The sequence below is a fragment of the Bradyrhizobium sp. SZCCHNR2028 genome, from assembly GCF_032380995.1.
Taxonomy (GTDB): domain Bacteria; phylum Pseudomonadota; class Alphaproteobacteria; order Rhizobiales; family Xanthobacteraceae; genus Bradyrhizobium.
Map to the genome: position 1 here is coordinate 235,638 of NZ_JAUHJF010000003.1, position 26,949 is coordinate 262,586.

Genomic DNA, 26,949 nt, shown 5'->3' on the forward strand with positions numbered 1-26,949 from the left:
GCGACATGCACCGGCTTTGTTAGTCTCACCTATTTCGGCGCGTGCCCGTTGGGGCTCTGAGCGAATCCGCCGTACTTTCCGGACGCGACGAATAGCGTCGTATCCTCAGGATCGCTCGAGGCCCACCGATCGCCAAAGGTAATCGGCGCAGGATGCTTCGGCGTACCATCATGCAGGCCGAACATCGGCACCGGACCGGCGGAGCTCAGCGGCTGCGGTCCGGGCGCAGGCGCGCTCAGCCGAACAGGCGCCAGGCTATAGCCGATGAAGCCGCTCGGCGTGTCCACCGGCTCGGTCTCCGGAGGATGCCCGGTCTTCAGGTAGTTGAGCATCTGGCCCATCGCGGCGAGCAGCTGATAGTCAGCGAACACAACCACACCGCGCGCCGACACCAGCGACACGTTGGCATTGAAGTACTGGTTCTGCGAGTTCAGGAGATCGATCAGCGTGCGCTGGCCAAGTTCGTATTCCTTGTTGTAGGCGACGAAGGTGCGACGGGCTGCTTCGACATCGCGCACGAGGGCGGCGACGCGATCGGCGGTGATGATCCGGGCCGCCCAGGCCTTGTCGATCGACTCCAGCGCATCGCGCTGCAGCCGAGCGTGCTTCTGCTGCTCCTGGATCATCCGCTGCGCGGCTTCCTCACGGCGCCAGCTGTTCTGACCGCCGTTGAAGATATCCCAGGACGCAACGACCTTGCCGCTGACCTCGTCGTAGCGATTGGTGTAAGTGATCGATTCCTTGCCGGTCGTCGCGCGGCCTTCGAGCGAAAGCGTCGGCAGGAAGGTGCCGGTCGTGGCATCGAAGCCCCGCTTGGCAGCCGTCACATCCGCCGCGGCGGCGCGCAGGGTCGGATTGAACTTGTAGGCGATGTCGAGCGATTCCGCCTTGTCTCTCGGCATGTCGGACAGCCGGCCGGGGAAACGCAGGTTATAGGGCTCGACGCCGACGACCTTGCGGTACTTCGCCCGCGCCACTTCCAGGCTGAGACGGAATTCTTCGAGCACGGCCTGCGCTGCAGCGACCCGCTCCTCGGCCTGCTGGGTGTCGCCCTCGCCGGCCCGGCCGCCCTGGAAACGGGCCAGCACGTTCCTGCGCAGCTCGAGATGAACCTTGAGGTTCTTCTCGGCCAGCGCGACCAGCCTGGAGTAGCGCACCACGTCGACATAGGCCTCGGCGGCATCGAGACCGATCAGCTCGGTTCGCTCCAGCACGCGGTACGCGGCGGCATCGACCCGCGCAGCCTGGCGCCACACTTCATTGATCGAGGAAAAGCCATCGAACAGCAGCTGACGGACCACCACGCCGGCCTCGCGGCCGCGCAGGTAGCGGCCATTATTGGCCGGCGCCGGTGAAACATACTGCTTGAGCATCTCGGGCCCGGCGCTCGCATCGAGCCGGACCTGCGGCAGCAGCGTCCCCTGGGACTGGCGAAGCTCGGCTTCGGTGGCCCGCCGGTTGGCGGCGGCCTCCCCGACACCGGGATTGGTCTTCACCGCCTGGTTGATGGCGTCCTGGATGGTGAACGGCTCAGCGCCCAATGCCGGGCTAAAGCTCATTCCCACAACACATATCAAAATCGGTGTATATATGCTCTTGAACATATGGAACCGATAACAAACGTGAGATCAGCTCGCAACGCGACTCGCCACAGTTGCGACGAAAAACCGCCCGGTTGTGGCAGAATAGCTACGCTCCGCCACATTCTTCGAGGCGAAAGATTCAGGATTCTGAAGCAAAATCAATGCGGTGGGAATGACGCGAAGCCGACGCGGTTGATTTAAAGCCAGCTATTTTTTTCATAAAGAAAATCTCGCGACAGAGAATGTCGCGTTTTCCGTGGTTGCTTCAATATATCGATCGCTTTCGCGGCATTAACTCGGCTGTGGCAGCCGGAACCTCACCCCGCGAGGGTGGACCGGCAACAAGCGATCAATAGCCCACCGTTGCCAAGCCGGCTTGTCCGGAGCCTGGGTTCTGGCGCGTCGTCATGGCAGCCGTGAGCGATTGCCGCCGAGGGATCGAGGAACAACCAAGGATACAATGGAGGTCACGATCGACCGTTGGATTTCCGGATCTCGCCATGACCCAGATGCGCCCCATTGATTTCGGCGCTCCGTCTGCAGGGAATGCGGCGGCAATGCCCAGGGGGTCCCCGATCCTTGCAAAATCTCATGGAGCTGAGAGGCAGTAAGTTGGTGGGGGAGGCAGGACTCGAACCTGCGAAGCCATGAGGCGGCTGATTTACAGTCAGCTCCCTTTGCCACTCGGGACACTCCCCCGTATCGACGGCAATTCGGGCCGGCCGCGGAATAGCAGCGTCGGGACCATCAGCGCCATGGAGACGGTAAGACCGCGGGGCCCGGATGAGTGGGCGCGCGCGGCCGGGGTGGTTATGATCGAACCCGCCCCTCGAAGTCAACCAAGGGACGACGAATTTTCCCGTCTCAGCGGTGCCAAATTGCCAGAATCCGCAGGCCGTGACAGAAGCTCGGGCCATGAGCGAACGCGACCGAAAGCCACCTTTTCGCCGTCCGGGCGGTAAATTCTCCGGCAAACCGCGCGGATTCGAGCGCCCCCAGCCGTGGCGGGAGCGCGGTCAGGACTCGGATGGCCCCATCATTCTCTATGGCTGGCACACCGTGACCCTGGCGCTGGCCAATCCGAAGCGGAGGATTCGCAAGCTTTACCTGACCGAGAACGCTGCCCGCCGGCTCGCCGACGAGCGGATCGAGACAAGGGTGACGCCCGAGATCGTGCGTCCCAGCCAGATCGACCAGCGGCTCGGTCCGGACGCCGTGCACCAGGGCCTGTTGGCGGAGGCCGATCCCCTGCCCTCGCCGGACATCGACACGCTCGCGGCCGAGGGGCTGATCCTGGTGCTCGACCAGATCACCGATCCGCACAATGTCGGCGCCATCCTGCGCTCGGCGGCGGCGTTCGGCGTGAAGGCCGTCGTCACCACCGGGCGCCACAGCCCCGAGGCCACCGGCGTGCTGGCCAAGTCCGCCTCCGGCGCGCTGGAGCTGGTGCCGATCGTCACGGTGCAGAACCTCGCCCGCGCGCTGACGCGGCTGAACGAACGCGGCTTTCAGACAGTGGGGCTGGACAGCGCGGGCGAGGAGGACATCGCGGCGGTCGCCTTGCGCGAGCCACTCGCGCTGGTGCTGGGCGCCGAGGGCAAGGGCCTGCGGCAGTTGACGCGCGAGACCTGCAGCGTCGTGGCACGGCTCGACATGCCCGGCGCCATCAAGAGCCTCAACGTCTCCAATGCCGCCGTGCTCGCACTCTATGTCGGCGCGACCCGCATCGGATTGATGCCGAAATGACGAAGCGCCCGCGCGCATGCGGCGCGCGGGCGCTGGCGTGAACGAAGGTGCGGCTGATCAGTAGTAGCGGCGCAGCACACGCTGGCCGTGATAATAAGGCGAGGCGCCCCAGCGATAGGCGTGGCGGGGCTGGGCATATACCACTTCGGGGGCGACGCGGGTCGCCTCATAAGCATGCCGGCGGTGGTGATAGCGATAGACCGGGAGCGCCTGCTCCTCATAGGCCGGATACGGCGCGAAGGCGCCGGGACCGCTGTAGGTCGGACCCTGGTTGACATAGTAGTACTGCCGCGTCGGCTCGGGCAGCCGCTCATAGCTCGCGCCGCAGGCACCGCAGCCGTGGCCATAGGTGTAGCCGGGCTGATAGAAGTATTGCGGCTGATACGTCACCGTGGGCTGGTAGGTCACGGTCGGCTGATAAGTGACCGTCGGCTGATAGGCGACCTGCGGCGCGCACGGCGTGGCGTAGCCGCACGGCGTGCAGGCGGAGGCGCCGCAGGCGGCGGCCGGCGCGCTGCCAGCGGCGGCCAGACCGGCAATGGCGACAAGTCCTGAAATTATTCCACGCATAACTCTCTCCTGTTGACCTATTTTTGCTTGATTTGACTGTTGATGGCGAGCTGCTCGCTAGCGGCGGTAGGCCGGCGGTGAATTAGAATACCCGCGCGGGCCGCCATCAGGCGGAGCCAGGATGACGGCAGGCGGATACATCGGCACCGCCGGCTCCGGCGGCTGCATCTGCGACTGGGCACCCCATGAGCGCGAATAGCTCTCGGCCGGCTTCGGCAGCTTGCGATCGGCCGGCGGCTCGATCTCCATGCGGCCATAGCCCGGCCTCGCTCCGAGAGTCGGATAGTAATGGCCGACATGGGGCTCGGGCTCGACCGGTCGACCGCCATAGATCGTCGGCTGCATGTAATTGCCCCTGCCAAGACCGTACTGGCCTTCGACAACGGCGTAGGACGCATCGATGCCGTTGATGACGACGGGCACGCCGGGCCGCTGCGGAATGACGATCTCGAAGCCTTCGCTGGCGAGCGCGGCGGAAGACGCTCCAATCAGAATCACAAGAGCCGTTGTAATACGCATGAATTCACGCCCCGGTTGCCATCCTACCAATACCGCAACGCGCGCCCCGATGGGTTAAACGCGCACATCAATCTGCTGGTAAGACTAACGCGCGAGCCACCATTCCGGGTTAAAGCCCCGGTGGGGTTCGAGCGCGAGGGTTAATGGCTGATCATCAGCCGAGAGCGACAATACTGCCAGCATCAACCCCGCCTGCCCTGTCCGCGGGACTAACAGCCTTCGGGTCGGAGCAAGCCGGACCGCAACCGCTGCTCCGGCCTCGCAAAGCGATGGCCTCATGTCGTTCCAAAACATTCCCGGCGCGGCGGGAACGACGGGGCCGGCTTGCGCTTAGCAGGTGGGGCGCAACGACGGAGTATTCCATGACACGATTTGCTATTCTCGGGGCTGCTGTACTCGCAACGGCGCTCGCCGGCCCGGCCATGGCGCGCGACATGCATCACCGGCATATGAACCACCAGCAGGAAGGAATGATGCAGCATCGGCACATGGCCCGCCAGGACGGGGCGATGATGCAGCAGCGCACCGATGCCGGGTGGAATACCGGATGGAACAACAACGGCTGGGATCGCCGCAACAGCGGCTTCTGGCCGGCTGACGTCGCCGCTGGAGCGGTCGGCACCGCTGCTGGCATCGCAGGCGCAGCCATCGGAACCGCCGGCGCCATCGCCACGGCGCCGTTCCGGACCGCGGATGCCTATGCCTACAGTCCCGGCCCCTCTTACGGCCAACCGAGCTATGATCGCGGCCCGAACGGCTACTATGGCGACTGGAACAGCTACGCGACCCGCAACGGCCTGGTCTGCCGCCCCGGCACCATGTTCAAGGGCAGCGACGGGCTGATGCACATCTGCCAGTAAAGATCGCGCCGGAGCGGCTTCGATGATCGGCTCCGACAGGGGCGGCCCAACGGCCGCCCTTTTTGCTGGGTTGATGGGAGAAGCGGCCCTCACGCGGGGAGTAGCCGGACTGCATCAACTCTGGTAGGAACACCGCGCTTCGCGAGACCTCGTCGCAATCTGAGGACGAGATCTTCGCCACCAATGTGCATTCGCCGGCTTAGCTCAGCGGTAGAGCAGCGGTTTTGTAAACCGAAGGTCGGGGGTTCAATCCCCTCAGCCGGCACCAGCTTCCGTGAAGTTGGGATTTGCTGCAGCAATCGCTATCATCGGCCTTAGGCGTCAATTCGCCCTCGTCCTGACCGCTGGCTTGGCGATGCCGGTCGCCGACGGCGGCTTGGGCGCAGTCCACTCTGGATCCGGCAACGGCCCGCCGCCCTCGCCGGTCGCTCCGATGAGTTGGCCGGGCACCTGATCCGTCACCAGCACCCAGCCTTGCGTCGCGCAGAACAGCCCGAGCAGACAGCCCTTGACCGCCAGCATCTTCGGGCCCTCGCGCCAGATCGAGACGGCATAGGTCTTGCCGTCCTCGGCGTTGTAGACCTCGCCGCTGTGGCGGCCGTCGGCGTTCAGCTTCAGGCCGAGCAGCATCTGGTGGCCGAGCAGCAGACGGCCGCGCCTGGCCGGATCCGGATTCAGCCGGTCACGGAACGGCTGCCCCTTGGCATCCGCCGTCTCCTTCATCCAGACGATGTAGCCGCAGACGCGATCGGCCATGGCGCCACAACGCTCGATGCGGACGCGGGCGCGGCCGTCCTCGGTCAACCATGTGCCGAGCGGATCGCTGATGGGAGCGGCGTGACCGCGGCCCTCCGCCATCGACAGCAGCAGGCTGACGACGATGCGCAGGCCAACGCGCAGAACGAATCTCAATGTCATGTCCAGGGACCCCGTTGTCTCCACGGCCTCGAGCCACGCGCTCGTACGGCGAGATTGACGTCGCCAATGGCTGCCGGACATTTGCCGGTGCCCTCGATGCGAAAGCACGCGAAAGACGGCTGCGCGGCGGGCCGCCTTCTGGGGCCCCGGTCGATTCGTCTGCACTGCCCGCTCATTGGAGCTGCGCGACCAGGGCATCGGCCCCCTTGTCGATCCCGGCTTCTGCGGCCGCGAGCGCGCCGACGCTGGCCTTGATGTCGTAGGGAGAGGGATATTGCTTGCTGACGAAAGCGTTCAGCAGCCGCCCGCTCGCGGCATCGAAGATCTCGGCCGCGTAGAACACCGAGCCGGTCAGCAGCCCCTCGCCGTCGCGGGCGCTCTGCACACCGTTGTAGACGGCGCCGGCGAGATCAAAGCGCGAGGCGGTGCCGAGCACCGGCGTGTTGGCGACGGCGCCGGTCAGGGTGAGCCGCACGCGCAACGTGGCCGGCCCTCGCTGGCTCACGACCCGGAAGCGCGCCGACAGACTTTCCAGGAAGCGCGACCGCATGTAGGCGGCGAGCCTCGCCTTGTCCTGCTCGGACATGTCGCCGAACTGGTGATCCCTGCCGCGATAGATCACGACCGGATCGAGCATCACCTTGTCATAGCTGCGCCAGTCCGCGGCAACCGCGTAGCGGTACGGCACCCGCCCCGAAGGATCGGCGGAATTCGGCGCCAGATAACGCGCCGAGGCCACCTCGGAATAAGCCACCGGCGTCACCGTATTGCAGCCGGCGCAAAGACCCGCCGCGGCAATCGCCGCAAAGCCGGACACCCGGAGTCGAACCGTCATTCCCTTTCTCCTCACCTGCGCGGCTTGTTGCGAAGCACAACCAGCGCCCAATCAATAAAACCGACCAGACGGTTTGTAAAGAAGCTCGGTGAAGATTGCGTTAATGTCTCGGTGGGATGCGACCCGGCGCCTGCCGAAGAAGCGGCTTTCGAGGCAGATCAGCGGTCGGACGGGACGCGGTGCTCGAACCCCGTCCATTGGCGGTCGTCGAGCAGGCGGGCAAACAGGCGGTCCAGGTCCGGCTGCTCCAGCGGCGAGACGCGCAGCATCGTCATCAACGCAAGCCCACGGGCCGCCGCCCATCTTAGGACCGCGAGATCGGCGTCCTCGGCCTCGCCGCGGATCTCGGCTACTCTCTCGGCATCCTTGGCACGGGCATCGGCCAGCAATCCCGGCTCCTGGGCGAGCGCGCCGAGCATGGCCTGCGCCACCGAATATTGCTGGGCGATCAGCTCCCGCGAGATCGCGATCTGCGTCGCGAGCTCGGGCTGATCAACCGCTTTGCCGGCTTCAGCCCTGTACCTGGTGGCGAATTCGTCGAAATGCAGGAATTGCTGTTCCAGCAGAGCCTTGAGCACCGCTTCCTTGTTGGGGAACTGGTGCATCAGCCCGCCCTTGCTCAGCCCGCTCTCGCGGGCGATGGCGTCGAGCGTCAGCCGCCCCGGACCATCGCGGGCGATGATGGTAAGAGCGGCGGTGAGCGCGGCCTTGCGCGACCGCTCGGAGCGTGAAGGGTTGTCCATCGAAGACTGCGAAGTGCCCGGGCGGCGCACGAAGGTTGCGAGCAGGAAGATGCCCCGACACCGAGGCGGCTCCGTCATAGGGGCGAGCCACCCTCCTCTGTCAAGAAGAGCTCCGGAAAAAACCGCCGCGCCTCAGGAACCATCTGCGCGGGATTGAATTTCTGCTATCACCTTCCGCGGGTGGGGGACGAAACGAGTTCAGACTGTGGCAACATTGTTGTCACATCTCATCTAGAACTCCTGCTTATCCCCAGAAGTCACTGGTCTTCAACTTGATTTCGTCAGCCGCTTTTGTTGCAATTGAGGCATCGGGGGACAAGCGTCATGACGTGGAAGGAAGAGCGTGATGCACTGATCGCGCAGACCATGGCCTTCGTGCAGTCGGTCACCGGAAAGCCGGCCGACTTCGCCCAGTTCGAGCTGCCTGCCGTTCCAGCCGGCACCCCCGTTACGCCGCAGCAGGCCGCGGTCGAGCGACCGACGCATGTCACCTTGGAGCGTGTGCTCGCCGCCCGAGCCGAAATCGGGGCATGGCGCGGCGGCAACGCGCAAGGCGAGATCCCCGGCGCGGTCGCGGAGGCTGCAAGGCCGAGTGCGCCCCACTCCATCGCGTCCGAGGCTTCGTCCTCAGCCCTGAGCCCAGCTCCCCCGGAGCGTTTCACGAGCATCGCCTCGCAGCTCGATCTGCAGCGCGACATGCAGGCAGAGATTCGTGCCCGGGTTGCTCGCTTCCGGGCCCACCAGGAGCGCTTCAACCGGGAGCGCCAGGAATATTTCAGCGCGACACTCGCGCGCCTGAAAGCATCGGCCGAACGGAGCGCCCTCCCTGAGGACTAAAGCCGGCCGCGCCAGAGGTGCACAACGGCCGAGAGTGCACAAAAGAACGAATCCCGCAATCGACGCGCCCGCTCACAGCCAGGCGCACAGCAGCGCCACATTGGCGACGAAGGCGAGCAGCAGCCCAAAGGCGAGCGTCAGCTGGATCCGCCCGCAAAAGATGTGGAGATCGGTTCCCATGAGCTTAACCATCTGGCGATTCTAGCCCCGGAGTCCCACGGATTCTTTTTTCAAAAATTTAGGACTCGTTTACGACTCGGCCGCGCCGAAAAGGCCCCCTTCCTGCCCCAGGCGCGCCAGTGTCTCGCTACACGTGCCGTTCATTCTCGGTTCATCCTTCGCTTCTCTGGAGCTGCTTGGAATGCCCTACGCGCTATTTTGCAACGACGCCAAGTTGAGCAAAGCCTATCCGACCGAAGGGGATGTCTGGCGGCTGGCGCGGCAGAGCGGGCTTGTGGTGGACGTGATGATCAATGCGCGATCGACCGCGCATCTGCAGCTCGACAATGATTACGAGATCAGACCCTGCGCCGCCGAGCCCGAGGAAGATCCCTGGCAGAACCGTGCCGAAGCCGAGCAGGAGTTCAACATCCCGTTCGCATCCTGACCGGCTGCGGCGGAAGCCCGCCTTGGGTCACACTGCATAAGCCCTGCGCGGCTATTCCCCGAGTCCCGGCGCGCGTAGGCGGCCGAAGACATGCACGCCGTTATGCCCGTCCGCTCCCGCGGACGGCTTGCTTTCATCAAAGATTTTTCGACAGACAGACTCGCGATCAGCGGGCAGCCGGAGCCGCAGCTGGAAGGTCGCCATGAAGCCCGTTCTCAGGGCGTCGCCGTCGCCAGCGATACCGTCTCGGCCGGAAGGGCGACACAGGCGCGCTTGCGGCTGACGCCGCGGATCGCACCGGTCACCTTCAGAACCTTGCCCGACGGGCAGGACGCGGTTTGCACCAGCGCCACCTCGTAGGGGGCCAGCATCAACGGTTCGGACTTCAGAACGGTCTGGGCGGAGCACGGCAAAACAGCCGCCGACAACAACAGCACGGACACCAAGATACGCATGTGGGATGATCCATCAAACCAGCGGACTGATAATATCAACTGATGGCGAAAGTTTCACGAAGGTTTGAAAATTTTTTTGCACTGCGTGAGCGATCCCGAAACCATCGACGGCCAACCGCCGGACAGCAATACACCCGCACCAGATGGCGCGGGCGTGTTGGAAGTGAGGCGTGATCCGGTCCCCGCCGGAAGCCGCCGGCCGCGGGCTCGGTGACCTCGCTTAGTACTTGCTGGCGGCCGGTCCGCCCCAGCCGAAGCGGTAGTTCACGCCGACCTTGACCGTATGCTCGTCGCTGTTGAAGCGGCTGCCCACAACCGGAGCCGGCCCAGCCGTGAAGGTCGTATTGCCGAAATTGTAATATTGATACTCGGCCTTGGCCGACCAGTTCGGTGCGAACATGTATTCGAGGCCGGCACCGACGGTGTAGCCATCCTTGGTATTGCCCGACGTGGTGAAACCCGTCGGCACGCCGGCGACGCTCACCCCGAGATTGTTACCGTCCCGCCAGGCGTAGCCGCCCTTGGCATAGAGCAAGGCCGGTCCCCAGGTGTAGCCAAGACGGCCGGTGACCGAGCCGAGCTGGTTGGCGCCGGTCGAGGTCACGACCGCAGCCCCCGGGAAGCCGAAATTGGTCGTATTGCGATCCATCCAGCTGTACTGGGCTTCGATGCCGAGCACCCAGTTCGGGGCAAACTGGTAGTCGAAGCCGCCCTGCACGCCGCCGAGGAAGCGGCCGTTGTTGCCTTCCAGGCTATTATTGCCCGCGAAGGCGCCACCAAGGTGACCACCGAGATAGAAGCCGGTCCAGTTGTAGATCGCCTGGGGCGGCGTGTAGACGGGCGCCTTGGTGTAGGTGCGCGGAGGCATGTCGGCGGCGAAAGCCGGGGCAGCCAATGTGGTCAGGGCCACTGCACTGAATAAAAACCGCTTCATGGGACGTCCCCGTTATTCGTCTGCGACATCTATCGAACATCATGGCCGCATTTGGGTTGCCCGGCGGCGGTGACACAGCTGTGATTGCTGCTGCGGTGTCACCAGAGGGCAACAAAGGCCTTTTGTTCCATAGGCTTCCCGAATATTTCGTGAAGCTGACGCCGCGCCCGATATTTGGTCGCCGCGAGGCAGCAAAGCGTTCGGGCCATCCCCGATTTGTGATCGGGCAAGCCGCTTGGCAAGGTGCTGCGACGACGTGGCAGGCGGCCGAGGACGTCGCGGCCTAACGCGTGAGGCCGGCAAGCTCCGGGAATGGCGCGTAGGTCGACCCGGCACAGAGCTCGCCTGCATCCTCGACCAGACGATCGAACCGGCCGTCGACGAACACCGCCGCGCGCTCCTGCGCCGGACGGTAGCTGCCGTCGGACTCGCGCGCCGCATAGCGGAGGCAGCTCACATAGCGCAGCCGGCCACCGACCGTCCGTTGCACCGGCTCCGCCATGACGCCGTCGCGCACCCCGACCGGATTGTTCAGGTAGGTCCTGAGATAGGACAGGATCTCGCTGCGGTGGTTGGCCGGAAACGGCTGGCTGCCGACGCCACGATCGCCGGTGTAGGAGATGCCGCGATTGTCCTCTCTCATGAACGCGGCGGGACCTCCGCTGGCGCACCCCGCCAACAGCAGCGCCAGCGCGGTTGCCGGCCACCAGCTCGTTCTCCCCATCCCCAAGGCGCCCAACTCTTGAAAGCCAATCCCGCGGCCGTTCTAGCTCAAAGCCAGAGGCCGGGAAATCCGTCCCGGCTCACGCCTTCGTCAAGCCGCTGCCGCCGGAGCGCTCTGGCGCGCTCCGGCGGTCAACGACCAGATCGGCTCTGCGTGACCTTGGCCGGATCAGCCGCGGCGGGTCGCCGGCGTCACGCGCTTGAAGCTCACCTTGTTGTGATGGCTGAGATGCGCCACGTGGCGATGCTTGTGGCGGACAAGCGAGGCATGCGGCTTGGTCTTCGTCTTGCCGACGGTGGGCTTCATCTCGTTGGCCTTGTCGCCGGCCTGCGTCGCGCCCGGCTTGGTGGCGTAGGTCTTGGCCGCATCGGTCTTGCTCACATCGGTCTTCGCGGTGCCAGTGATCTGGCTGGACTTCGCGGACGTGTCGGTTTTTGCAGGACCAGCAGCGAACGCGGGCGCAGCCAGGATCGACGCGGCGAGCAGAGCAACAGACATTGACTTCAGCATGGTCGTCTCCGTGATGTGAAGATCTGGAGGCACCATCCAGTCTGGATGGGCTCGTGATCATGGAGGCAACGATAGGGAACCGGCACTGAACCGCCCCTGAAGTAAAGTGGTGTTTTCAGTTCATGGACATGAAGGGATAGTCATCGAGGTGACTGGTCTGTCATCATGTCGTCCGTATAATGAACCGATCGCGGCGCAAAATGCGCGCAAATGGCCGGGAATATTTCGCAGCTGCGGGAGTTCTTCTCCGTACGCAGTCACCTGTTGGATCGACAACTCGGGAGATACGAATGAAAAAGTCTGCGATCAGGATTGCCACGCTGGCTCTGTTCTCGATGGCCGTGGCCTCCGGGCCGCTGCTTCTGTCGAAGGCCTATGCCGCGGGCAGCGATACCCCGTCGTCGCCGCCGGCGTCGGATTCAGGCAAGAAGAAGAAGGACAAGAGCTCGAGCATCGAAGATCCGAAGTTCCTGGCGGCCTATCGCACTGCCTACACCTCGATCTACGATCGCGGCGACTACGCCACCGCGATCCAGCAGCTCAAGGCGCTGAACCGCGAGGACGTCGCTGACGTTGCCAACCTGATCGGCTACTCCTACCGCAAGCTCGGCAACTACCAGGCCTCCAAGCAGTACTACGAGCAGGCCCTGGCGGATGATCCGAACCACGTGCGGACCTGGCAGTATTATGGCCTGTGGCAGCTCGAACAGGGCAACCGCGAGCAGGCCAAGTACCACCTCGACAAGGTGGCGCAGCTCGCCGGCACCAACAGCGCAGAATATCGCTCGCTGGCCGACGCGCTCGAGAAGCAGCCGGGCACCGGCCTCGTCTACTAAGACGCGATCGGACCAGATCCGATCTCGACAGTGGCGCAACCCGAAGGGGTTGCGCCATTTTCTTTGTCCGCTGCCCTTCGGGCCGCTATGGATGGGATGTCGTGCAGTCCATTTTCATCACGTCTTTTGAACGGGAGATTGCCTCGTGGAGTCCTGGCTGGGCGCAGCACTCGATTACATCAAGGATTGGCTGGCCTTTCAGGTCGCCGTTTCGGAGCAACCCGGCTGCATCCTTGCGATTGCCCATCGCGGTGAGATCGTCCTGGAGGCGGCCTTTGGCCACGCCAATCTCGACAGCGGCGAGAAGCTGACGCCGCGGCACCGCTTCCGTATCGCCTCGCACACCAAGGCGTTCACCGCCGCCGGAATCATGCGCCTGCGCGAGCAGAAGCGGTTGAAGCTGGACGATCCGGTCGGCGGCTACGTCAAGGATTTGCATCCGGATGTCGCCGCAGCAACATTGAACCAGCTGCTGTCGCACACGGCGGGCCTGATCCGCGACGGCAAGGATTCCGGCCAGTTCACCGACGGCCGATCCTATCTCGACAAGGACGAGCTGCTGGCCGAGCTGAAGCAGCCGCCGGCGATCGATCCCAACAGCCGGTTCAAATATTCCAACCATGGCTACGGCCTGCTCGGCCTGGTCATCGAGGCGATCACCGGCGAGCCCTACCCGGCCTGGCTGCAGCGCGAGATCATGACGCCGCTGGCCTTGCGCGAAAGCGCGCCCGACATGACGCTGCTCGGCAAGGGTGTCCCGTTCGCGCGCGGGCATTCGCGCATCGTGCCCGTGGGCCGCCGGGTCGTGATTCCCGGCGACAATCCGACCAACGCGATCATGGCGGCCGCCGGCATCGTCGCGACCGCGGCCGACACCGCCCGCTTCTTCGCCCAGCTCGCGCCGAACGCAAAGAAGAGCCTGCTGTCGGTCGCGAGCCGCCGCGAGATGGTCCGGAGGCAATGGCGCGTCCCACAGGACATCGAAGAGGCCTATTACGGCCTGGCCCTGATGAGCGGGACGACGGCCGGCTTCGACTGGTTCGGCCATGGCGGCGGCTTCCAGGGCTACATCTCGCGGACGTCAGTCATCCCCTCGCGCGAGATCACGATCACCGTGCTGACCAATGCCGTCGACGGCTGGGCGCCGGGCTGGGCCAACGGTGTCAAGTTCATCCTGCAGGCCTTCGCCACCCATGGCGCGCCGTCGCGCAAGACGCGCGACTGGACCGGGCGCTGGTGGACGCTGTGGGGCGCCGTCGATCTCGTCCCCTTCGGCGCGCAGGTCATGGTCGCCAATCCGGTGTTCATCAACCCGTTCCTCGATGCCGCCCGCATCGAGGTGACCGGACGCGACACCGGGCGCATCGTGCAGGCGGCCGGCTATGCCAGCCATGGCGAGGCGGTCAGGCGCGTGCGCACCAAGTCCGGCGTCGGCGAGATCTGGCTCGCCGGCGCACGGATACGGCCCGAGCGCGTCGTGAAGGCCGAGATGGAGCGGAAGTATCCGAAGGGCCGGCGCAAGAAGGACTCATAGCCCGGGTGTCGCTGCACTCATCGGGCCTCCTCCCTGCCCTCCTTCATCAACGCCTCGGCCTCACCGCGGAACGCTTTCCGCGCATCGTCGCGGGAATAGAACATGTGCCCGCCCGGATAGACCACGAGCTTGACCCGCGGCGGTCGCGCGAAGGCCGGCAATTGGTCGAGCAGTATCTTCGAGCCGTAATACGGCGTGGCGAGATCGAACAGGCCGTGGCCGACCAGCAGCTTCAGCTTGGGATCGAGCGCGAGGATCTGCCGGAGCTCGCCGGTGGACTCCGGCGGGCTGATGCTCCGGCCGAAATCCCATGACCGGTTCACGGCCCCGCTCAGCAGCTCGTAGGAGCCGTCGGGGTGCCAGTTCAGCCTGCGCGTCAGCTCGACCGCGGCACTGGTCAGCGGCGCGGTCAGCACATCCCCGGATGGATCGGAGCTGCGCGAGCGACTCGAATCCGGATAGGGATCGATGCCAAGCACCGAGCCGTCATAGCGTCCGGCGATGCGGCCGTTCTTGCGGTCGAACTCGCGGCGAAACTCCGAGACGTCGAACCGGCCGGCCAGCCTGCGGCTGACCGCCTGGTCGATGCCGGTGAGGCTCGCGACCCTGTCGGCGAGCCGGTTGGTCGCTTCCGTATCGGCCTCGCCCTTGACGAGGTCGAGCAGGAAGTCGCCGCTGGCGTAGCGCTCGACGTCGGCAAGATCGGCGCGGGTGACCGGCCCCTTCATCTGCTTCGCGACGGCGGCATAGCTTGGCAGGCTCGCGACATATTGCATCAGGCTCGAGCCGGAATAATCGCGAAAGTCCATCAGTGGTGAGAGCAGGATCAGGCCGCTGACGCCGATCCCCTGGTCATGTTGAAGGTTGTTGACGATCTTCGGACCGCGAATGCCGCCATAGCTCTCGGCCGTGATGAATTTGGGCGAGGCGAGCCGGTCGTGCTTCTCCAGCCAGCGACGCACCACGAGCGACAGCGAACGTACGTCGCCGTCGACCGAGAAGAACCGTTTGCGCACCTCGTCGCCGGTCGCGACGAAACGGCTGTAGCCGGTCCCGACAGGATCGATGAACACGAGATCGGTAAAGTCGAGCCAGGTGTCGGCATTGGGCATCAGCTCCGGCTTCGACGAGGGCGTCACGCTGGCCGCATCGATTCCGATCCGCCACGGACCGGCATTGCCGAGTTGCAGATAGGCGGATGAGGCGCCTGGGCCGCCGTTGAAGAAGAAGGTCACCGGGCGGCTGGCGCGATCAGTACCATCGAGCTGATAGGAGGTGTAGGCGATGTCCGCCTGCGGCTCGCTCTTGTCGTCGAAGAGGCGGATCGAACCGGCAGTCGCCGTGAACGACAGCGTGCGATCGGGCAGCTCGACCTTTTGGGTCGTGGTGGAATCCGCCGGGAGCTTGTGCTGCTCGGCTGCCGATGGCGAGCTCGGCGGGCTTGCGGCGCGATTGCCGGCCGATCCGGTTCGGTGCGCGCCGGGAGCCGTGGTGTCCTGCGCCGCCGGCGGCGCGTCCTGCGCGTATACGGCTTGGCCGGCGAGCAACGCCGTCAAGGTCAGGGCCATCACACGGGACCACACGACGGACGATCTCGAACCTGCCATCAACTCACTCCCTGGACGATGGATTGGCGCAACGCGCTACCCTTTATCGCTTGCTTTACAAACGCATGAACCGCGGCTTGGGACCAAGCTCAACCAACTCTTCCGTGATCCAGGTCACATCCGGAGCAGTGCCCGTTCTTCGTAAGGTGTGTTATGGGCTCGAACCTCTCCATCGCCTCCGGCGTCCCACCACTGGGACACCCAGGTTTGGGCCAAGAGGCGCGCCGCCGATTGCGATCACGGAGTTCATCATGAAGTTGCCGACGCTCATCATCGCAGCCCTCATCGGGCTCGCCGGACCGGCCATGATTGGACCGCCGGCGGCCTGGGCCGGTCCGCCGGCGGCGCTGGTCGAGGACGTCCAGGGGGATGTGGCCGGCGCCGAGCTGATGGACTATGTCGCGCCCGGCCAGGTGATCAAGCTCGGCCCGGATGGCGCCGTGGTGATGAGCTACCTCAAATCCTGCCGGCGCGAGACGGTCAACGGCTCCGGCAGTGTCACCGTCGGACCCGGCGAAAGCACGGTCGACGGCGCGACGCTCAAGAGCGACATCGTCAATTGCGACGCCAGCCATGCGCAGGCCACCTCGCGTGAGACCAGCGAGGTCGCGGCCACGATCGTGCGCAGCGTCGGGCCGGACAGCGCGCCGGTGGCGCAAGCGATCATCTACAGCGCGTCGCCCATCTTCGAGGCCAAAGGGCGCGGCACGCTGACCGTCGAACGCCTCGACCAGCCCGGCGAGCGCCAGCAGGTCGAGCTCTCGGGCCGGCAATACAAGGGACGATTCTACGATTTCGCCGGCACCAGTCACCCGCTCACTCCCGGCGGCACCTATGTCGCGAGCTTCAGCAACTTGCGCATCGTGTTCAAGGTCGACGCACAGGCCAAGGCGGGCCCAGGCCCTGCGGTCGGGCGATTGATCCGGTTCAACTGAGACCGAAGGCTCCCGTCGGTGGCGATCGGACGTCGGACGCGCGACGCGCTTGCCGTCATCGCCATCGCGCTGGCGTGCGCGGGCCTGTTCGTGTCGCCCCTCTTCGAGCGCGGCCGCGGCCTGTCGCTGGATGCGCTGACATGGCTGCGCTTCGAGACCTTCGGCAACCGCCACGATGCAGCAGCGAGTCCGGCGGTGGTGATCGCGGTCGACGAGGAGAGCTACCAGGCGCCCCCCTTCAAGGGCGCGCCGCTGTTGACCTGGACCGGCGAGATCGGGCGCGTGCTGACGGCCGTCCTCGACGGCGGCGCCAAGGTGGTCGGCTTCGACATCGTGTTCCAGACTTCGATCGAGCAGTCGGAGATTCCGCTCGGCGACAGCACTCTCGGCGAGAAGACGCGCGGCTTCGATCGCGACTTCCTGCGCGCGCTCGCTGCCGCGGCCGCCGGCGGCAAGGTGGTGCTGGGCGAGATTTTTGCCGAGCCGCCGATCCTGCCCGCGCCCGGCCAGCGCATCGCGGTGCGCCAGCAGCAGAACCTTCGTCCGCTCAACACCTATACCGACAGCGATGATGTCGTCCGCCGCCATCCGTTGACGCTGTCGGTCGATGGCAAGGCAGTTCCGAGCATGGCGCTGGAATTGGCGGGGCGCGCAACCGGCACCGCGCCGGTCATTGCCGCTGATGGCATTGCACTCGGTGCGTACATGGTGCCCGGCAGCGTGCCGGGCACCATGACCCTGAATTTCTCGGGCGGCGCCCAGGATATCCCGACGTACTCGTTCGCCGATTTGCGCGCTTGCGCGCTCAAGGGCGACAAGGACTATTTCCGCCGCGAGTTCGCCGGCAAGGTCGTCCTGCTTGGCACCGTCGGGATCGAGGATCGGCGGCTCACCTCGAAGCGCTTCGCGACCCGCGCCGAGGGCGCGCGCCGGCCGCGCTGCGTGCTGGACGAGCGCAGGATCAACGAGACGTTCGCCCGCAGCACCATTGCCGGCGTCTACATCCACGCCACGGCGGTGAACAATCTGGTGCGGCAGGACGCGGCCACCGAGCTCGGACGCCCAGCGATCTTCGCCATCGCCGCAACCATCGCCCTGTTGGCTGCGCTGCTCGCGCGATTGCTGCGCCCCGCCTCTGCGGCGGCCATCCTGGCAGGGCTCGCGCTGCTCTACACCGCGCTCGCCACCGCCCTCTTCGACCATGCCTACGCGCTGCCCTTGGTGGAGCCGCTCGCGGCCGGCGTGCTCGCGCTGGCTGCGACCACCGGCTATCGCTTCATGGTCACCGACAAGGACCGGAGGCTGCTGCAGAAGAGCTTTGCCTATTATCTCGCACCGCACGAGATCGACCGCATGCTGGCCTCGCGCCGGCTGCCGCAGCTCGGCGGCGAGACCCGCGAGGTCACCGTATTCTTCTCCGACATCGAGGGCTTCTCGCGCCTCGCCGAGCAGATGACGCCGGAGCAGCTCATGGCGCTCACCAATGAATATCTCTCGGCCATGACCGACGTCATCGAAAGCCACGACGGCTATGTCGACAAATACATCGGCGACTCCGTGGTCGCCGTGTTCGGCGCTCCGCTCGACGATCCCGACCATGCACGCAGCGCGGCGCGTGCGGCGCTCGACTGCAAGGCGAAGCTCGCCGAGCTCAACCTGATGTCGACGGCATTCCAGGGCATCAAGGTGGCGCAGCGCATCGGCATCAACAGCGGCGCCGCGCTGGTCGGCAATTTCGGCTCACAACGTCGCTTCAACTATTCCGTCATGAGCGACGCCGTGAACGTGGCCTCGCGGCTCGAGGGCGCCAACAAGTTCTACGGCACCACGATCATTGCCTCCGAGAGCACGGTGACGCTCGCCGGAAACGAGTTTGCCTGGCGCGAGCTCGACACCATCCGGGTCAAGGGGCGCGAGCAGTCGTTGAAGATCTACGAGCTGCATGGCCGCGCAGCCGAGCTCACGCCGGAGGAACAGGCTCTCCTCACCGGCTACGCCGCAGGCCTCGCGCATTGGCGCGCCGGCGAACTGCCGCAAGCGGTCGACTGCTTCGCGCGGGGCGCACCGAGCGATGCTCCAAGCCACTTCTTCGCGGAGCGGGTGAAAGCAAGCTTGGCGACCGGGTCCTTGGCCTGGGATCCGGTGCGCAGCCTACAGGAAAAGTGACGCCACGATGACTTCCGCGCGTGCGCACACGTCCGGGCCATATCAGCCTCATCCCGGCCCCATTGCCCCAGGATACCGGCCGCGATGGACAAGCACGGGCAAGGTCGGCTAGACGACACGGCGCCTGTTACCGGCCAACCGACCAGCGAGCCCTGCGACGCATGACCACGTCCAAGCGATATGAGCGGATCGCCTTCGTCGCGAGTCCGAGTGCCGAAGCCCAGGCCGCACTGGCGCAGCTCTCCGCGCTGTACGGCAACTCCGATCCGGACCTGGCGGACGTCGTGGTCGCGCTCGGCGGCGATGGCCTGATGCTGCAGACGCTGCACGACCACATGCGCTCGGGAAAGCCGATCTACGGCATGCATCGCGGCACGGTCGGCTTCCTGATGAACGAGTTCAGCACGATCGATCTGCACGGGCGGCTCGAAGCGGCGCAGGAATCGGTGATCCATCCGCTGCTGATGCGGGCGACCGATGCCGCTGGCGTCGTTCACATCCACCACGCCATCAACGAGGTCTACCTGTTTCGCCAGACGGCGCAGACGGCGCGGCTGCGCATCCTGATCGATGAGCGCGAGCGCATGCCGGAGCTGATCGCCGACGGCGTGCTCGTTGCCACGCCCGCAGGCTCCACCGCCTATAACCTCTCGGTGCAGGGCCCGATCCTGCCGATCAACGCCGCGCTGCTGGCGCTGACGCCGATCAGCGCCTTCCGGCCGCGGCGCTGGCGCGGCGCCCTGCTTCCGAACACGGCCTATGTGATCATCGAGGTGCTCGAAGGCGACAAGCGCCCAGTCGCGGCGGTGGCGGATCATGACGAGGTCCGCAATGTCCAGCGAGTCGAGGTGCTCTCCGACAAGACGATCTCGATGCGGATGCTGTTCGACGCCGGCCACAGCCTGGAAGAGCGGATCCTGAGCGAGCAGTTCGGCTACTGACATCGGGCGCTTTTCCGCGCCTTTTTCCTCCTTCGCCGCCCCGGGCAACGCTTTGTTAACCCGCGGCTCCGTATGGTTAATGCGGGTATACCGCCATCACCGGTGATCCTTTCAGGCCGGCCAAATGTACCGCATCGACTTCAACAAGCTGCGCTTTCTCGTCTGCGACGACAATCCGCACATGCGCCGCATCCTGCGCACGCTGCTGCATTCGTTCGGCGCCCGCGAGGTCAACGAGGCCGAGGACGGCGCGACCGCACTCGAGATGTATACTCATTTCTCCCCCGACATCGTCATCACCGACTGGGCGATGCCGATCTTCGACGGGCTCGAGCTTGCGCAGATGATCCGGCAGCCCGAAGCCAAGGGCAACCCCTACGCGCCGATCATCATGCTGACGGGACATTCGGAGAAGCGCCGCGTCACCGTCGCGCGCGATGCCGGCGTGACGGAATTCCTCGCCAAGCCGATCTCGGCGAAGGGACTGTATCAGCGCATCCTCAACGTGGTTGCCAATCCGCGTCCGTTCATCAAGACCAAGACCTACTTCGGTCCGGACCGGCGCCGCAACACCAACACCGCTTATATCGGGCCAGAGCGTCGGATCGGCGGCGAGGCCGAGATCTTCCAGCAGCCGTCACTTCTGGATAAGGCGCGCTCCGCAGTTTAGGAGCGCGGCAGTGAGCCCGCGTTAACGCAATCCGGGGATCGACGCCCAGAGCGCCCAGTTCCTCGGCTATGAATCGGGGCAATGAGTCGATTTGCGTTGGTCGGCATCATCAGGGGATATCGAGATGGCGAAAGACAAGGCCCCGGCGATCCAGGTCAAGACCTACGCCTCGCATCACGTCATCACCCAGCCCAATCCGCTGAAGCAGGTGCTGCGCCGCGCCGAGGAGAAGGATCTCGACGATCCGATCGCGCGCGCGGAAGCCGCGCTTGCCGGGCTGTCCGGCGAGTTCAAGTCGTGGATGGACACCGAGGCCGATCGCCTGACGAATGCTTACGGTGCCGTTCTGAACAATGGCTTCGACGACGACGCCTGCGAGGAAATGTTCCGCGCCGCCCACGACATCAAGGGCGATGCCGCAACCTTCGGCTATCCCGCCGCTGCCGAGGTTGCCGACAGCCTGTGCCGGATTATCGAGCACGCGCCGGATCTCGAAAAGGTCCCCGTCGAGCTGTTCGAGCATCACGTCAACGCCATCCAGGCGATCGTGCATGATCATACGAAGTACCACAGCCCGACCGTCGCTGCCGAATTGAGCCGCCGGCTGCGCCGCGTCGCCGACGACTACCTGCTCCAGGTCAACCGCAACCGGCCGGAGCATCTCGAAGCGATCCTGGCGCCGAGCCTGGTGCCGAGCGATCAGCCGTAATCGGATGGCGATCACGTAGGGTGGGCAAAGCCGCCGCCGCAAAGCGGCGGCAGCGTGCCCACCATGGATCAGCAATCTCTGCGGCAAGTCGGTGGGCACGGCGCCACCGCGCGCTCGAACGTGGCGATATCTGCGACGCGCCTTTGCCCACCCTACGGCAGCGGACACGCCTCACGCCGCGATCAGTCCGAACTCCAGCCCGGCCACGAAATCCTCCGCCATCACCTCGTCGCAGAACTCGCGGGCCTCGTCGCGGGCGGATTCGGTGGCGAAGCGGCGCAGCAGGATCAGCAACGGCTCGGCGGCATCACGGTCGGTGGCGCAATGGGTGAGCACGCGCTCCACCATCTTGCGGCGCAGGATCGCTGCTCCGCTCAAGGTGTCGGCAAATCCATTCTCGCGGCAGACTTCGAGCGCGATGCTGAAGGCCTCGAAGGTGGTGTCGGGAATGCCCGCCTTGCGCAGCAGCCCCTGCAGGCTGGCGCGGCCGCGATCGTTGAGCAGCGCCGACACCCGGGCCCGCGGCATGTCGGCGAGCTCCGACAGAGCGATCTCGAACAATTCGACGTTGCCGGAGAGAAGTGCGCGCAGGATCAGGCCCGCGGTGAGTTGCGAGGTTGCACGCAGATGCTGGACCAGCCCGCGCAGCTCCTCGCCGCGCGACCGCGCCGCGATGGTGATGGTCGAGCGGTCGCGCGCCTCATTGGTGATGCGCCCTGCTTTGTCGGCACTGAGCCAATTCCTGGCGACGACGAACTGCGCCAGTGTCTCGGAGAGCTTGTCGACCAGCGCCGCCCGCGTCGCGGCCGGCAGGTCGTCCAGGACCAGCATCGCTTCGCGGATGGCGGCGAGATGGCCGTGGCGCTCGACGATGCGGTCCCAGGAGAACGGCGCTAGCTCGGCATAGGCGTTCTCGATCAGCTCGAGCGCGGCGGCGGCGCTGCCGACTTCGGCGATCGCGGCGCAGACCGGCGCCGGCAGGCCGACGCGGCGCGCGATCGCGCATTGTGTGTCGGAGTTGCCGGTCGCGACGATGTCGACGAGGTCGGCATCGATCAGCAGCGGCGAATGTTCGAGGATGATGGCGGCGACAGAAGCCTGGTCCGTGGCGAGCGCCTGGACGATGGCGGCCGGCGCCTCCTCCGAGCGGGCGAACACCTCCGCCATGGCCTGACGCACCAACGGCGACGGATCGTCCAGCAGCATGAGGAGCGCGCCCTCCGCGGCGCCGCGATCCTCATCGCAGAGATCCGACAACAACCACGCCCGCGCGAGCGCCCTGGTGGCCTCTGCCCGCTCACCGGCGGGTGCGGTTCTGACCCAACTGAGAAACTGCCGAACGATCATGGTCTTTCCGGCTTACGCAACTTGCAGACAAAGGCCACGAGGGCCTCAACAGCACCGAAAATAAACCACGACGCTTAACAAAGCGTTCACCATAAGTAGCTGGTTTTGTTGATGTTTTGTTAAGGAGGTAAATCAAAACTATATTATGCTACCTCTGGATGTCTCATTTGGCCGTAGTCCAACGGGCGAAATGCGGCCGCCGCCGGCAGTGCAAGCCGTGGCGAAAGGTCGAAAATAGTTCTTTTTGATCAATGGTTCAGCGACGAGTGCGGACCGCCTTAGCCGGCACATCAGCCCGAAAAGGTGCCGTGGGGATCGCTGAACAGGTCGAGTCTGCGCTGGCCATTGCCGCCGCCATCGTTACCGCCGCCCTCCGGCGAGGCCGCGCTAGCGACTGATGAGCGGCCCCACAATTCGCGGACGGTCGGCGAGACCGCCTGGCTCGACTGGCCGTCAACCTGGAATAGCGAGCGAAACATCGGGTCCGCCGGCCGGTTGGCGGCCGATGCGTCGGCCGTCGTCAAAGATGCGGCTTGCGACGAGCCGCGCGCATCCGGAAACATCGACAGGAAGGTGGCGGTGTCCGTCGTCGGCAGCGCACCACCGCCGGCCGCATTGGCCGCGACATTCGCCGATGCCCCTCCATAAAGGGCGAGCGCCCCGCGCGTCGCCGAGGAGTTGGCGGCGCCGGCATAGCGCGTGTTCAGCACCGCATAGACCTGGGACACGCTGCGGGCTTGTCCGTCGCGATCGTAGAAGATCGGCCGGTTGGCCGCGGCGGCGCTGGGAAACATCCGCGCGGCCGACGCATTCGGCGTCTCCTGGGTGCTGGTGATCAGCTTTGCGGCGCCGCCGACACCCATGAAGTGCGCCATGTAGAGCTCGGCATCGGTCGGCCGACGGCCGATCTTGCCGGCGAGCTGGAAACTGTTCGATTGCGTGAGCGCAGCGGCCATCGCGGACGACGCCTGCGGGTCGTCGCGCAGCTTCATGATCGCCTGCCGCATTCCGGGATCGCTGACCGTGTAGTCGCCGGACGATGTCCGGGTGATCGCGTCGGCATATTGGCCATAGCCGAGATCGGCGCCGGCTTCCTTCACGGTGCCGAGCCAGGTCTGGTCGATGAACTGGTAGAGCCCGCGCGCTGATGACGTCGAGGCGCCGGCGGTCGGATTGAAGTCCGACTCCATCTTGGCGGTCGACAACAGATATTCGAAGCTGGTGCCGACGCTGTCAGCGGCCTGCTTGATCGCGCCGGCGACCTTCGCCCGGACGCCATCGAGGAAACCGGTGGACGAGGAGTTGGATGCGTCGACCGACATGGGAAGACCCGCTGTTTGCAGATTCGCTGGCAGACGAACGCGCCGGAAACGTCCGGCAAAATGCGGCGGGTATGGTTAATGGCGGGTTAATTCGCAGGGCCCGACCGGGCCAATGAACGACCGGGCACGTCAGGACGCAGGTCGCTGGCCTACTTGCGATAGACCTCGGCGGGATCGAACAGCCTGTCGGCATCGACGAACACGAGCCGCGCGCCGCTGCCGTCATCCGATCGCTCGACCTTGCGATAGAAGCAGGAATGGCGGCCGGTGTGGCACGCCGCGCCGGCCTGCTCGACGCGCAACCAGACCGCGTCCTGGTCGCAATCGGTGCGCATCTCGACCACGCGCTGGGTCTGGCCCGAGCTCTCACCCTTGCGCCACAACGCATTGCGCGAGCGGCTGAAATACCAGGCTTCGCCGGTCGCCACCGTCTTGCGCAGGGCCTCCTCGTTCATGTGGGCGACCATCAGCACGTCGCCGCTCACGGCATCGGTCGTCACACAGGTGACGAGGCCGGCCGCGTCGAACTTGGGCAGGAAGGCCAAGCCCTCCTCGCGCTCAACTGAGGATGAAGACACGAAACTCTCTGCTCAACGGGTCGGCAGGCTTACCGTTGCGGCGACCGCACCATGGACAGGAAGCGCGACTGCTCGGCCGGATTGTCCCTGAACATGCCGGTGAAGCGGCTGGTGAAGGTGATGGCGCCGTGCTTGGCGACGCCCCGCACCGACATGCAGGTGTGCTCGGCCTCGATCATGACGGCGACGCCGCGCGGCTTCAGCACCTCGTCGATCGCGGCCGCGATCTGGGCGGTGAGATGCTCCTGGGTCTGCAGGCGGCGGGCGAAGATGTCGGTCAGGCGCGCCAGCTTGGACAGGCCGACCACCCGCTCGACCGGCGTATAGGCGATATGCGCGCGACCGTAGAAGGGCATCATGTGATGCTCGCATTGCGACGTGAACTCGATGTCGCGAATCAGCACGAAGTCGTCATAGCCGGCGGTCTCGCCGAAGGTGCGGTCGAGCACCTCGGCCGGGCACTGGTGATAGCCCTGGTACAGCTCGTCATAGGCCTCGACGACCCGGCGCGGCGTATCGACCAGCCCCTCGCGGGTCGGATCCTCGCCGATGTAATTCAACAGCGTATAGACTGCGGCCTCGGCCTCGGCCCGCGACGGCCTGGCACGGTCGGGCCGCACGGCGGCAGCGAGAAACTCGGCGGGATCGAGCTCTGCAGCGCGAGCGTCAGTCAGCTTGGCGTCTAACGGCTTGCCCTCGGGCTTGTTCGCACGCAACGTCTTGATCAAAGTGTCCATCTCAACTCCGTTCGACCGGTCGGCGGTCCGACCGGAGTGTCACCGGCACAGCATCACCTTGAGGGCGTCACCTGCAGAGGTGCCACACGCAGGCTTGGCGCCTCTCGCGCCGGACGCCTGTGGATGTGGCTGGAATTCCTGCCAATCGTTTCCATATACTCGCAATATAGGGCGATGAAACCCGGCCGCCAAGGCCGCCACGCCGGTAATTCCGGGACGTCAGGCACATGCTGAACGACATCTACAACAAGCGCATCATCGAGCTCGCCGGCAACATTCCGCGGCTCGGACGGCTGGACCACCCGGACGCCACTGCCACCGCCCATTCCAAGCTGTGCGGCTCGACCGTCAAGGTCGACCTCAAGATGGACGGGCCCGTGGTGACCGACTTCGCCCATGACGTGAAGGCCTGCGCCCTCGGCCAGGCCTCCTCTTCGATCATGGCCCGCCACGTCGTCGGTTCCAGCGCCGCGGAGCTGCGCGAGCTGCGGGAGACGGTCCGGAGGATGCTGAAGGAGAACGGTGCGCCGCCGGAGGGCAAATGGGCCGACATTGCCCTGCTTGAGCCGGTGCGAGACTACAAGGCCCGCCACGCCTCCACGATGCTGACGTTCGACGCCGTGGTGGATGCCATCGGCCAGATCGAGGCCAAGACCAACGGCGAGCAGCCGGCCGCGGCTCAGGGCTGAGGCGGCACCGCTTCCCACCCGTGCGTGCAGACTGACAGATCCATAGCCCGCATGAGCGCACCGGCATGCGGGAGCGGTCGTCGGCAAGCTCATGATTGGACGCGGAGGTCCGGCTCGCCCCGGCGACGTCGATGCCTATTGCTGCGGCGTCGTGGCGACCGTCGCTGGCGGCAGAGCCTCGGCGGTACGCGACAGTTGCCCCTTGTCGCGGTCCAGCGCCACGGAGAAGCGGTCCTGCTGCTTGTCCTTGGCCTGCGGCTTCTGTGCGAGCTCGGCGACCGGCACGGCCCCCTTCGGCGGCAGCACCTCGGCAACCAGATCCGTGGTCACGACGTTGGTGAGCCGCAGCTCGGCGCGTGACAGCTCATGCAGGTCCTCCCAGGGCGGCACGTTCAGCGCCAGCGACAGCAGATCGCCCGCTCCGCCCATCTCGAAGGTGTATTTGGCGAGACGCCCGATGTCGCGCTCGACGATCATCAGGTCCTGCGCCGTATAGCTCGCCGCCTTGGCGTCGTCGGCGCGGTCTCCCATCCAGATCTGGTGAACGCGGACATGGGCCGTATCCGGAACATAACGCGTGGTTCCAGCCAGCAGCAGGAACACGCACATCGACTCGCAATAGGCCTCGGGCATGACGCGCGGCCGGTCACCCGCGCGGCTCGGACGCTGGGTCATGCCGACGGTGGTGCGCATCTTCAGCCCACGGAACCGGCGGCCCAAGGTGATGGCGTCGTTGACCGAGCCGCCGCTGGAGTCGAGCACCAGGGTGGCCCCCGTCAGGTCGCGATCCCTCGCGAAATCCTCGAAATCCTTCGGCGTATCGCCGGTGACGATCCCGACCGCACTGACCCAGCCGCAATTTGGCTCGCAGGCGACCCAACCGAACCGCATCGGGAGTTTGCGCTCTTCGAGCGCGCCGCCGGCGCGCGCCGTGTTTGACATGATGGTGATCGCGCTACCGACCACCGCACCAAGCGCTGCAACACCAAGTAGCATCCAGCGCAATTCACGCGACCGCAGCAATCTCACGCGCAATC

General features: G+C 65.5%; 29 protein-coding genes and 2 tRNA genes. 13 read left to right on the plus strand and 18 right to left on the minus strand.

Going from position 1 to position 26,949, the window contains the following annotated elements; all coding sequences use genetic code 11:
• Positions 1–29: 29 nt before the first annotated feature.
• Positions 30–1,559: a TolC family outer membrane protein gene (locus tag QX121_RS06995; protein WP_315798699.1), complete on the minus strand. Its 1,530-nt coding sequence runs from the start codon at positions 1,557–1,559 to the stop codon at positions 30–32.
• 637 nt (positions 1,560–2,196) lie between these two features.
• Positions 2,197–2,282, minus strand: a tRNA-Tyr gene (locus QX121_RS07000).
• A 216-nt stretch (positions 2,283–2,498) separates the two neighbouring features.
• On the opposite strand from QX121_RS07000, the gene rlmB reads away from it, so the two are divergent.
• Entirely contained in the window at positions 2,499–3,329 is an 831-nt protein-coding gene (gene rlmB, locus QX121_RS07005; protein WP_315811516.1) for a 23S rRNA (guanosine(2251)-2'-O)-methyltransferase RlmB, read from the plus strand.
• Between the two features lie 57 nt (positions 3,330–3,386).
• Here the strand turns inward: rlmB and QX121_RS07010 are convergent, their stop codons facing one another.
• A complete protein-coding gene (locus QX121_RS07010; RefSeq protein WP_315798700.1) occupies positions 3,387–3,899 on the minus strand; it encodes a hypothetical protein in 513 nt (170 codons plus the stop codon).
• A 57-nt stretch (positions 3,900–3,956) separates the two neighbouring features.
• Positions 3,957–4,418, minus strand: a complete 462-nt coding sequence (locus QX121_RS07015; RefSeq protein ID WP_315780761.1) for a hypothetical protein — start codon at positions 4,416–4,418, stop codon at positions 3,957–3,959.
• A 362-nt stretch (positions 4,419–4,780) separates the two neighbouring features.
• Between QX121_RS07015 and QX121_RS07020 the strand changes: the two genes are divergently transcribed.
• Both QX121_RS07020 and QX121_RS07025 read left to right on the plus strand, forming a co-directional pair.
• On the plus strand, positions 4,781–5,278 hold the full coding sequence (locus QX121_RS07020; RefSeq protein WP_315780759.1) for a hypothetical protein: 498 nt from the start codon (positions 4,781–4,783) through the stop codon (positions 5,276–5,278).
• 193 nt (positions 5,279–5,471) lie between these two features.
• Positions 5,472–5,546, plus strand: a tRNA-Thr gene (locus QX121_RS07025).
• 53 nt (positions 5,547–5,599) lie between these two features.
• Here the strand turns inward: QX121_RS07025 and QX121_RS07030 are convergent.
• From QX121_RS07030 to QX121_RS07040, 3 genes are all read right to left on the minus strand, one after another.
• Positions 5,600–6,196 (minus strand): DUF2147 domain-containing protein, encoded by a 597-nt coding sequence (locus tag QX121_RS07030; protein ID WP_315798701.1) that lies wholly within the window; start codon positions 6,194–6,196, stop codon positions 5,600–5,602.
• A gap of 172 nt (positions 6,197–6,368) precedes the next feature.
• A complete protein-coding gene (locus tag QX121_RS07035) occupies positions 6,369–7,031 on the minus strand; it encodes a DUF3313 domain-containing protein (protein ID WP_315811517.1) in 663 nt (220 codons plus the stop codon).
• Between the two features lie 158 nt (positions 7,032–7,189).
• Positions 7,190–7,804, minus strand: coding sequence for a TetR/AcrR family transcriptional regulator (locus tag QX121_RS07040; RefSeq protein WP_409999320.1), 615 nt, complete (start codon positions 7,802–7,804; stop codon positions 7,190–7,192).
• 294 nt (positions 7,805–8,098) lie between these two features.
• Between QX121_RS07040 and QX121_RS07045 the strand changes: the two genes are divergently transcribed.
• Positions 8,099–8,611: a hypothetical protein gene (locus tag QX121_RS07045; RefSeq protein ID WP_315754087.1), complete on the plus strand. Its 513-nt coding sequence runs from the start codon at positions 8,099–8,101 to the stop codon at positions 8,609–8,611.
• A 72-nt stretch (positions 8,612–8,683) separates the two neighbouring features.
• Here QX121_RS07045 and QX121_RS07050 read toward each other — a convergent pair whose 3' ends face one another.
• A complete protein-coding gene (locus QX121_RS07050; RefSeq protein ID WP_315737533.1) occupies positions 8,684–8,803 on the minus strand; it encodes a glucose transporter in 120 nt (39 codons plus the stop codon).
• A gap of 169 nt (positions 8,804–8,972) precedes the next feature.
• On the opposite strand from QX121_RS07050, the gene QX121_RS07055 reads away from it, so the two are divergent.
• Complete coding sequence (locus tag QX121_RS07055; RefSeq protein ID WP_315714645.1) at positions 8,973–9,218, plus strand: hypothetical protein; 246 nt, start codon at positions 8,973–8,975, stop codon at positions 9,216–9,218.
• A 215-nt stretch (positions 9,219–9,433) separates the two neighbouring features.
• Here the strand turns inward: QX121_RS07055 and QX121_RS07060 are convergent, their stop codons facing one another.
• The 4 genes from QX121_RS07060 to QX121_RS07075 form a co-directional block, all read right to left on the minus strand.
• Positions 9,434–9,673, minus strand: a complete 240-nt coding sequence (locus QX121_RS07060) for a DUF6719 family protein (protein ID WP_315737532.1) — start codon at positions 9,671–9,673, stop codon at positions 9,434–9,436.
• A gap of 220 nt (positions 9,674–9,893) precedes the next feature.
• On the minus strand, positions 9,894–10,607 hold the full coding sequence (locus tag QX121_RS07065; protein ID WP_315771111.1) for a porin family protein: 714 nt from the start codon (positions 10,605–10,607) through the stop codon (positions 9,894–9,896).
• Positions 10,608–10,890: 283 nt separating this feature from the next.
• On the minus strand, positions 10,891–11,337 hold the full coding sequence (locus QX121_RS07070) for a hypothetical protein (RefSeq protein WP_315811518.1): 447 nt from the start codon (positions 11,335–11,337) through the stop codon (positions 10,891–10,893).
• Between the two features lie 162 nt (positions 11,338–11,499).
• Positions 11,500–11,841, minus strand: coding sequence for a hypothetical protein (locus QX121_RS07075; RefSeq protein ID WP_315811519.1), 342 nt, complete (start codon positions 11,839–11,841; stop codon positions 11,500–11,502).
• A 290-nt stretch (positions 11,842–12,131) separates the two neighbouring features.
• Here QX121_RS07075 and QX121_RS07080 point away from each other — a divergent pair, with 290 nt between their 5' ends.
• A complete protein-coding gene (locus QX121_RS07080) occupies positions 12,132–12,677 on the plus strand; it encodes a tetratricopeptide repeat protein (protein ID WP_315737528.1) in 546 nt (181 codons plus the stop codon).
• Positions 12,678–12,822: 145 nt separating this feature from the next.
• Complete coding sequence (locus QX121_RS07085) at positions 12,823–14,211, plus strand: serine hydrolase domain-containing protein (protein ID WP_315811520.1); 1,389 nt, start codon at positions 12,823–12,825, stop codon at positions 14,209–14,211.
• A 17-nt stretch (positions 14,212–14,228) separates the two neighbouring features.
• Here QX121_RS07085 and QX121_RS07090 read toward each other — a convergent pair whose 3' ends face one another.
• Positions 14,229–15,818 (minus strand): S10 family serine carboxypeptidase-like protein, encoded by a 1,590-nt coding sequence (locus QX121_RS07090; protein WP_315811521.1) that lies wholly within the window; start codon positions 15,816–15,818, stop codon positions 14,229–14,231.
• Positions 15,819–16,069: 251 nt separating this feature from the next.
• Here QX121_RS07090 and QX121_RS07095 point away from each other — a divergent pair, with 251 nt between their 5' ends.
• The 5 genes from QX121_RS07095 (at position 16,070) to QX121_RS07115 (ending at position 21,239) form a co-directional block, all read left to right on the plus strand.
• Positions 16,070–16,753 carry a hypothetical protein gene (locus QX121_RS07095; RefSeq protein WP_315811522.1) on the plus strand — a complete coding sequence of 228 codons (684 nt, stop codon included), beginning with the start codon at positions 16,070–16,072 and terminating at the stop codon, positions 16,751–16,753.
• Positions 16,754–16,771: 18 nt separating this feature from the next.
• On the plus strand, positions 16,772–18,919 hold the full coding sequence (locus QX121_RS07100; protein ID WP_315811523.1) for an adenylate/guanylate cyclase domain-containing protein: 2,148 nt from the start codon (positions 16,772–16,774) through the stop codon (positions 18,917–18,919).
• 161 nt (positions 18,920–19,080) lie between these two features.
• On the plus strand, positions 19,081–19,860 hold the full coding sequence (locus tag QX121_RS07105) for an NAD kinase (protein ID WP_315776673.1): 780 nt from the start codon (positions 19,081–19,083) through the stop codon (positions 19,858–19,860).
• A 124-nt stretch (positions 19,861–19,984) separates the two neighbouring features.
• A complete protein-coding gene (locus QX121_RS07110; RefSeq protein WP_172107934.1) occupies positions 19,985–20,530 on the plus strand; it encodes a response regulator in 546 nt (181 codons plus the stop codon).
• Between the two features lie 124 nt (positions 20,531–20,654).
• A complete protein-coding gene (locus tag QX121_RS07115) occupies positions 20,655–21,239 on the plus strand; it encodes an Hpt domain-containing protein (RefSeq protein ID WP_315811524.1) in 585 nt (194 codons plus the stop codon).
• Positions 21,240–21,410: 171 nt separating this feature from the next.
• Here the strand turns inward: QX121_RS07115 and QX121_RS07120 are convergent, their stop codons facing one another.
• The 4 genes from QX121_RS07120 to folE form a co-directional block, all read right to left on the minus strand.
• A complete protein-coding gene (locus tag QX121_RS07120) occupies positions 21,411–22,586 on the minus strand; it encodes a DUF2336 domain-containing protein (protein WP_315754071.1) in 1,176 nt (391 codons plus the stop codon).
• Between the two features lie 290 nt (positions 22,587–22,876).
• On the minus strand, positions 22,877–23,908 hold the full coding sequence (locus QX121_RS07125; RefSeq protein WP_315811525.1) for a lytic transglycosylase domain-containing protein: 1,032 nt from the start codon (positions 23,906–23,908) through the stop codon (positions 22,877–22,879).
• A 149-nt stretch (positions 23,909–24,057) separates the two neighbouring features.
• Positions 24,058–24,486, minus strand: a complete 429-nt coding sequence (hisI, locus tag QX121_RS07130; RefSeq protein WP_315749472.1) for a phosphoribosyl-AMP cyclohydrolase — start codon at positions 24,484–24,486, stop codon at positions 24,058–24,060.
• 29 nt (positions 24,487–24,515) lie between these two features.
• Entirely contained in the window at positions 24,516–25,223 is a 708-nt protein-coding gene (gene folE / locus QX121_RS07135) for a GTP cyclohydrolase I FolE (protein ID WP_315737519.1), read from the minus strand.
• 227 nt (positions 25,224–25,450) lie between these two features.
• On the opposite strand from folE, the gene QX121_RS07140 reads away from it, so the two are divergent.
• Positions 25,451–25,912 (plus strand): iron-sulfur cluster assembly scaffold protein, encoded by a 462-nt coding sequence (locus QX121_RS07140; protein WP_315798710.1) that lies wholly within the window; start codon positions 25,451–25,453, stop codon positions 25,910–25,912.
• Between the two features lie 135 nt (positions 25,913–26,047).
• Here the strand turns inward: QX121_RS07140 and QX121_RS07145 are convergent, their stop codons facing one another.
• Positions 26,048–26,947 (minus strand): hypothetical protein, encoded by a 900-nt coding sequence (locus QX121_RS07145; protein WP_315780744.1) that lies wholly within the window; start codon positions 26,945–26,947, stop codon positions 26,048–26,050.
• Positions 26,948–26,949 lie beyond the last annotated feature (2 nt).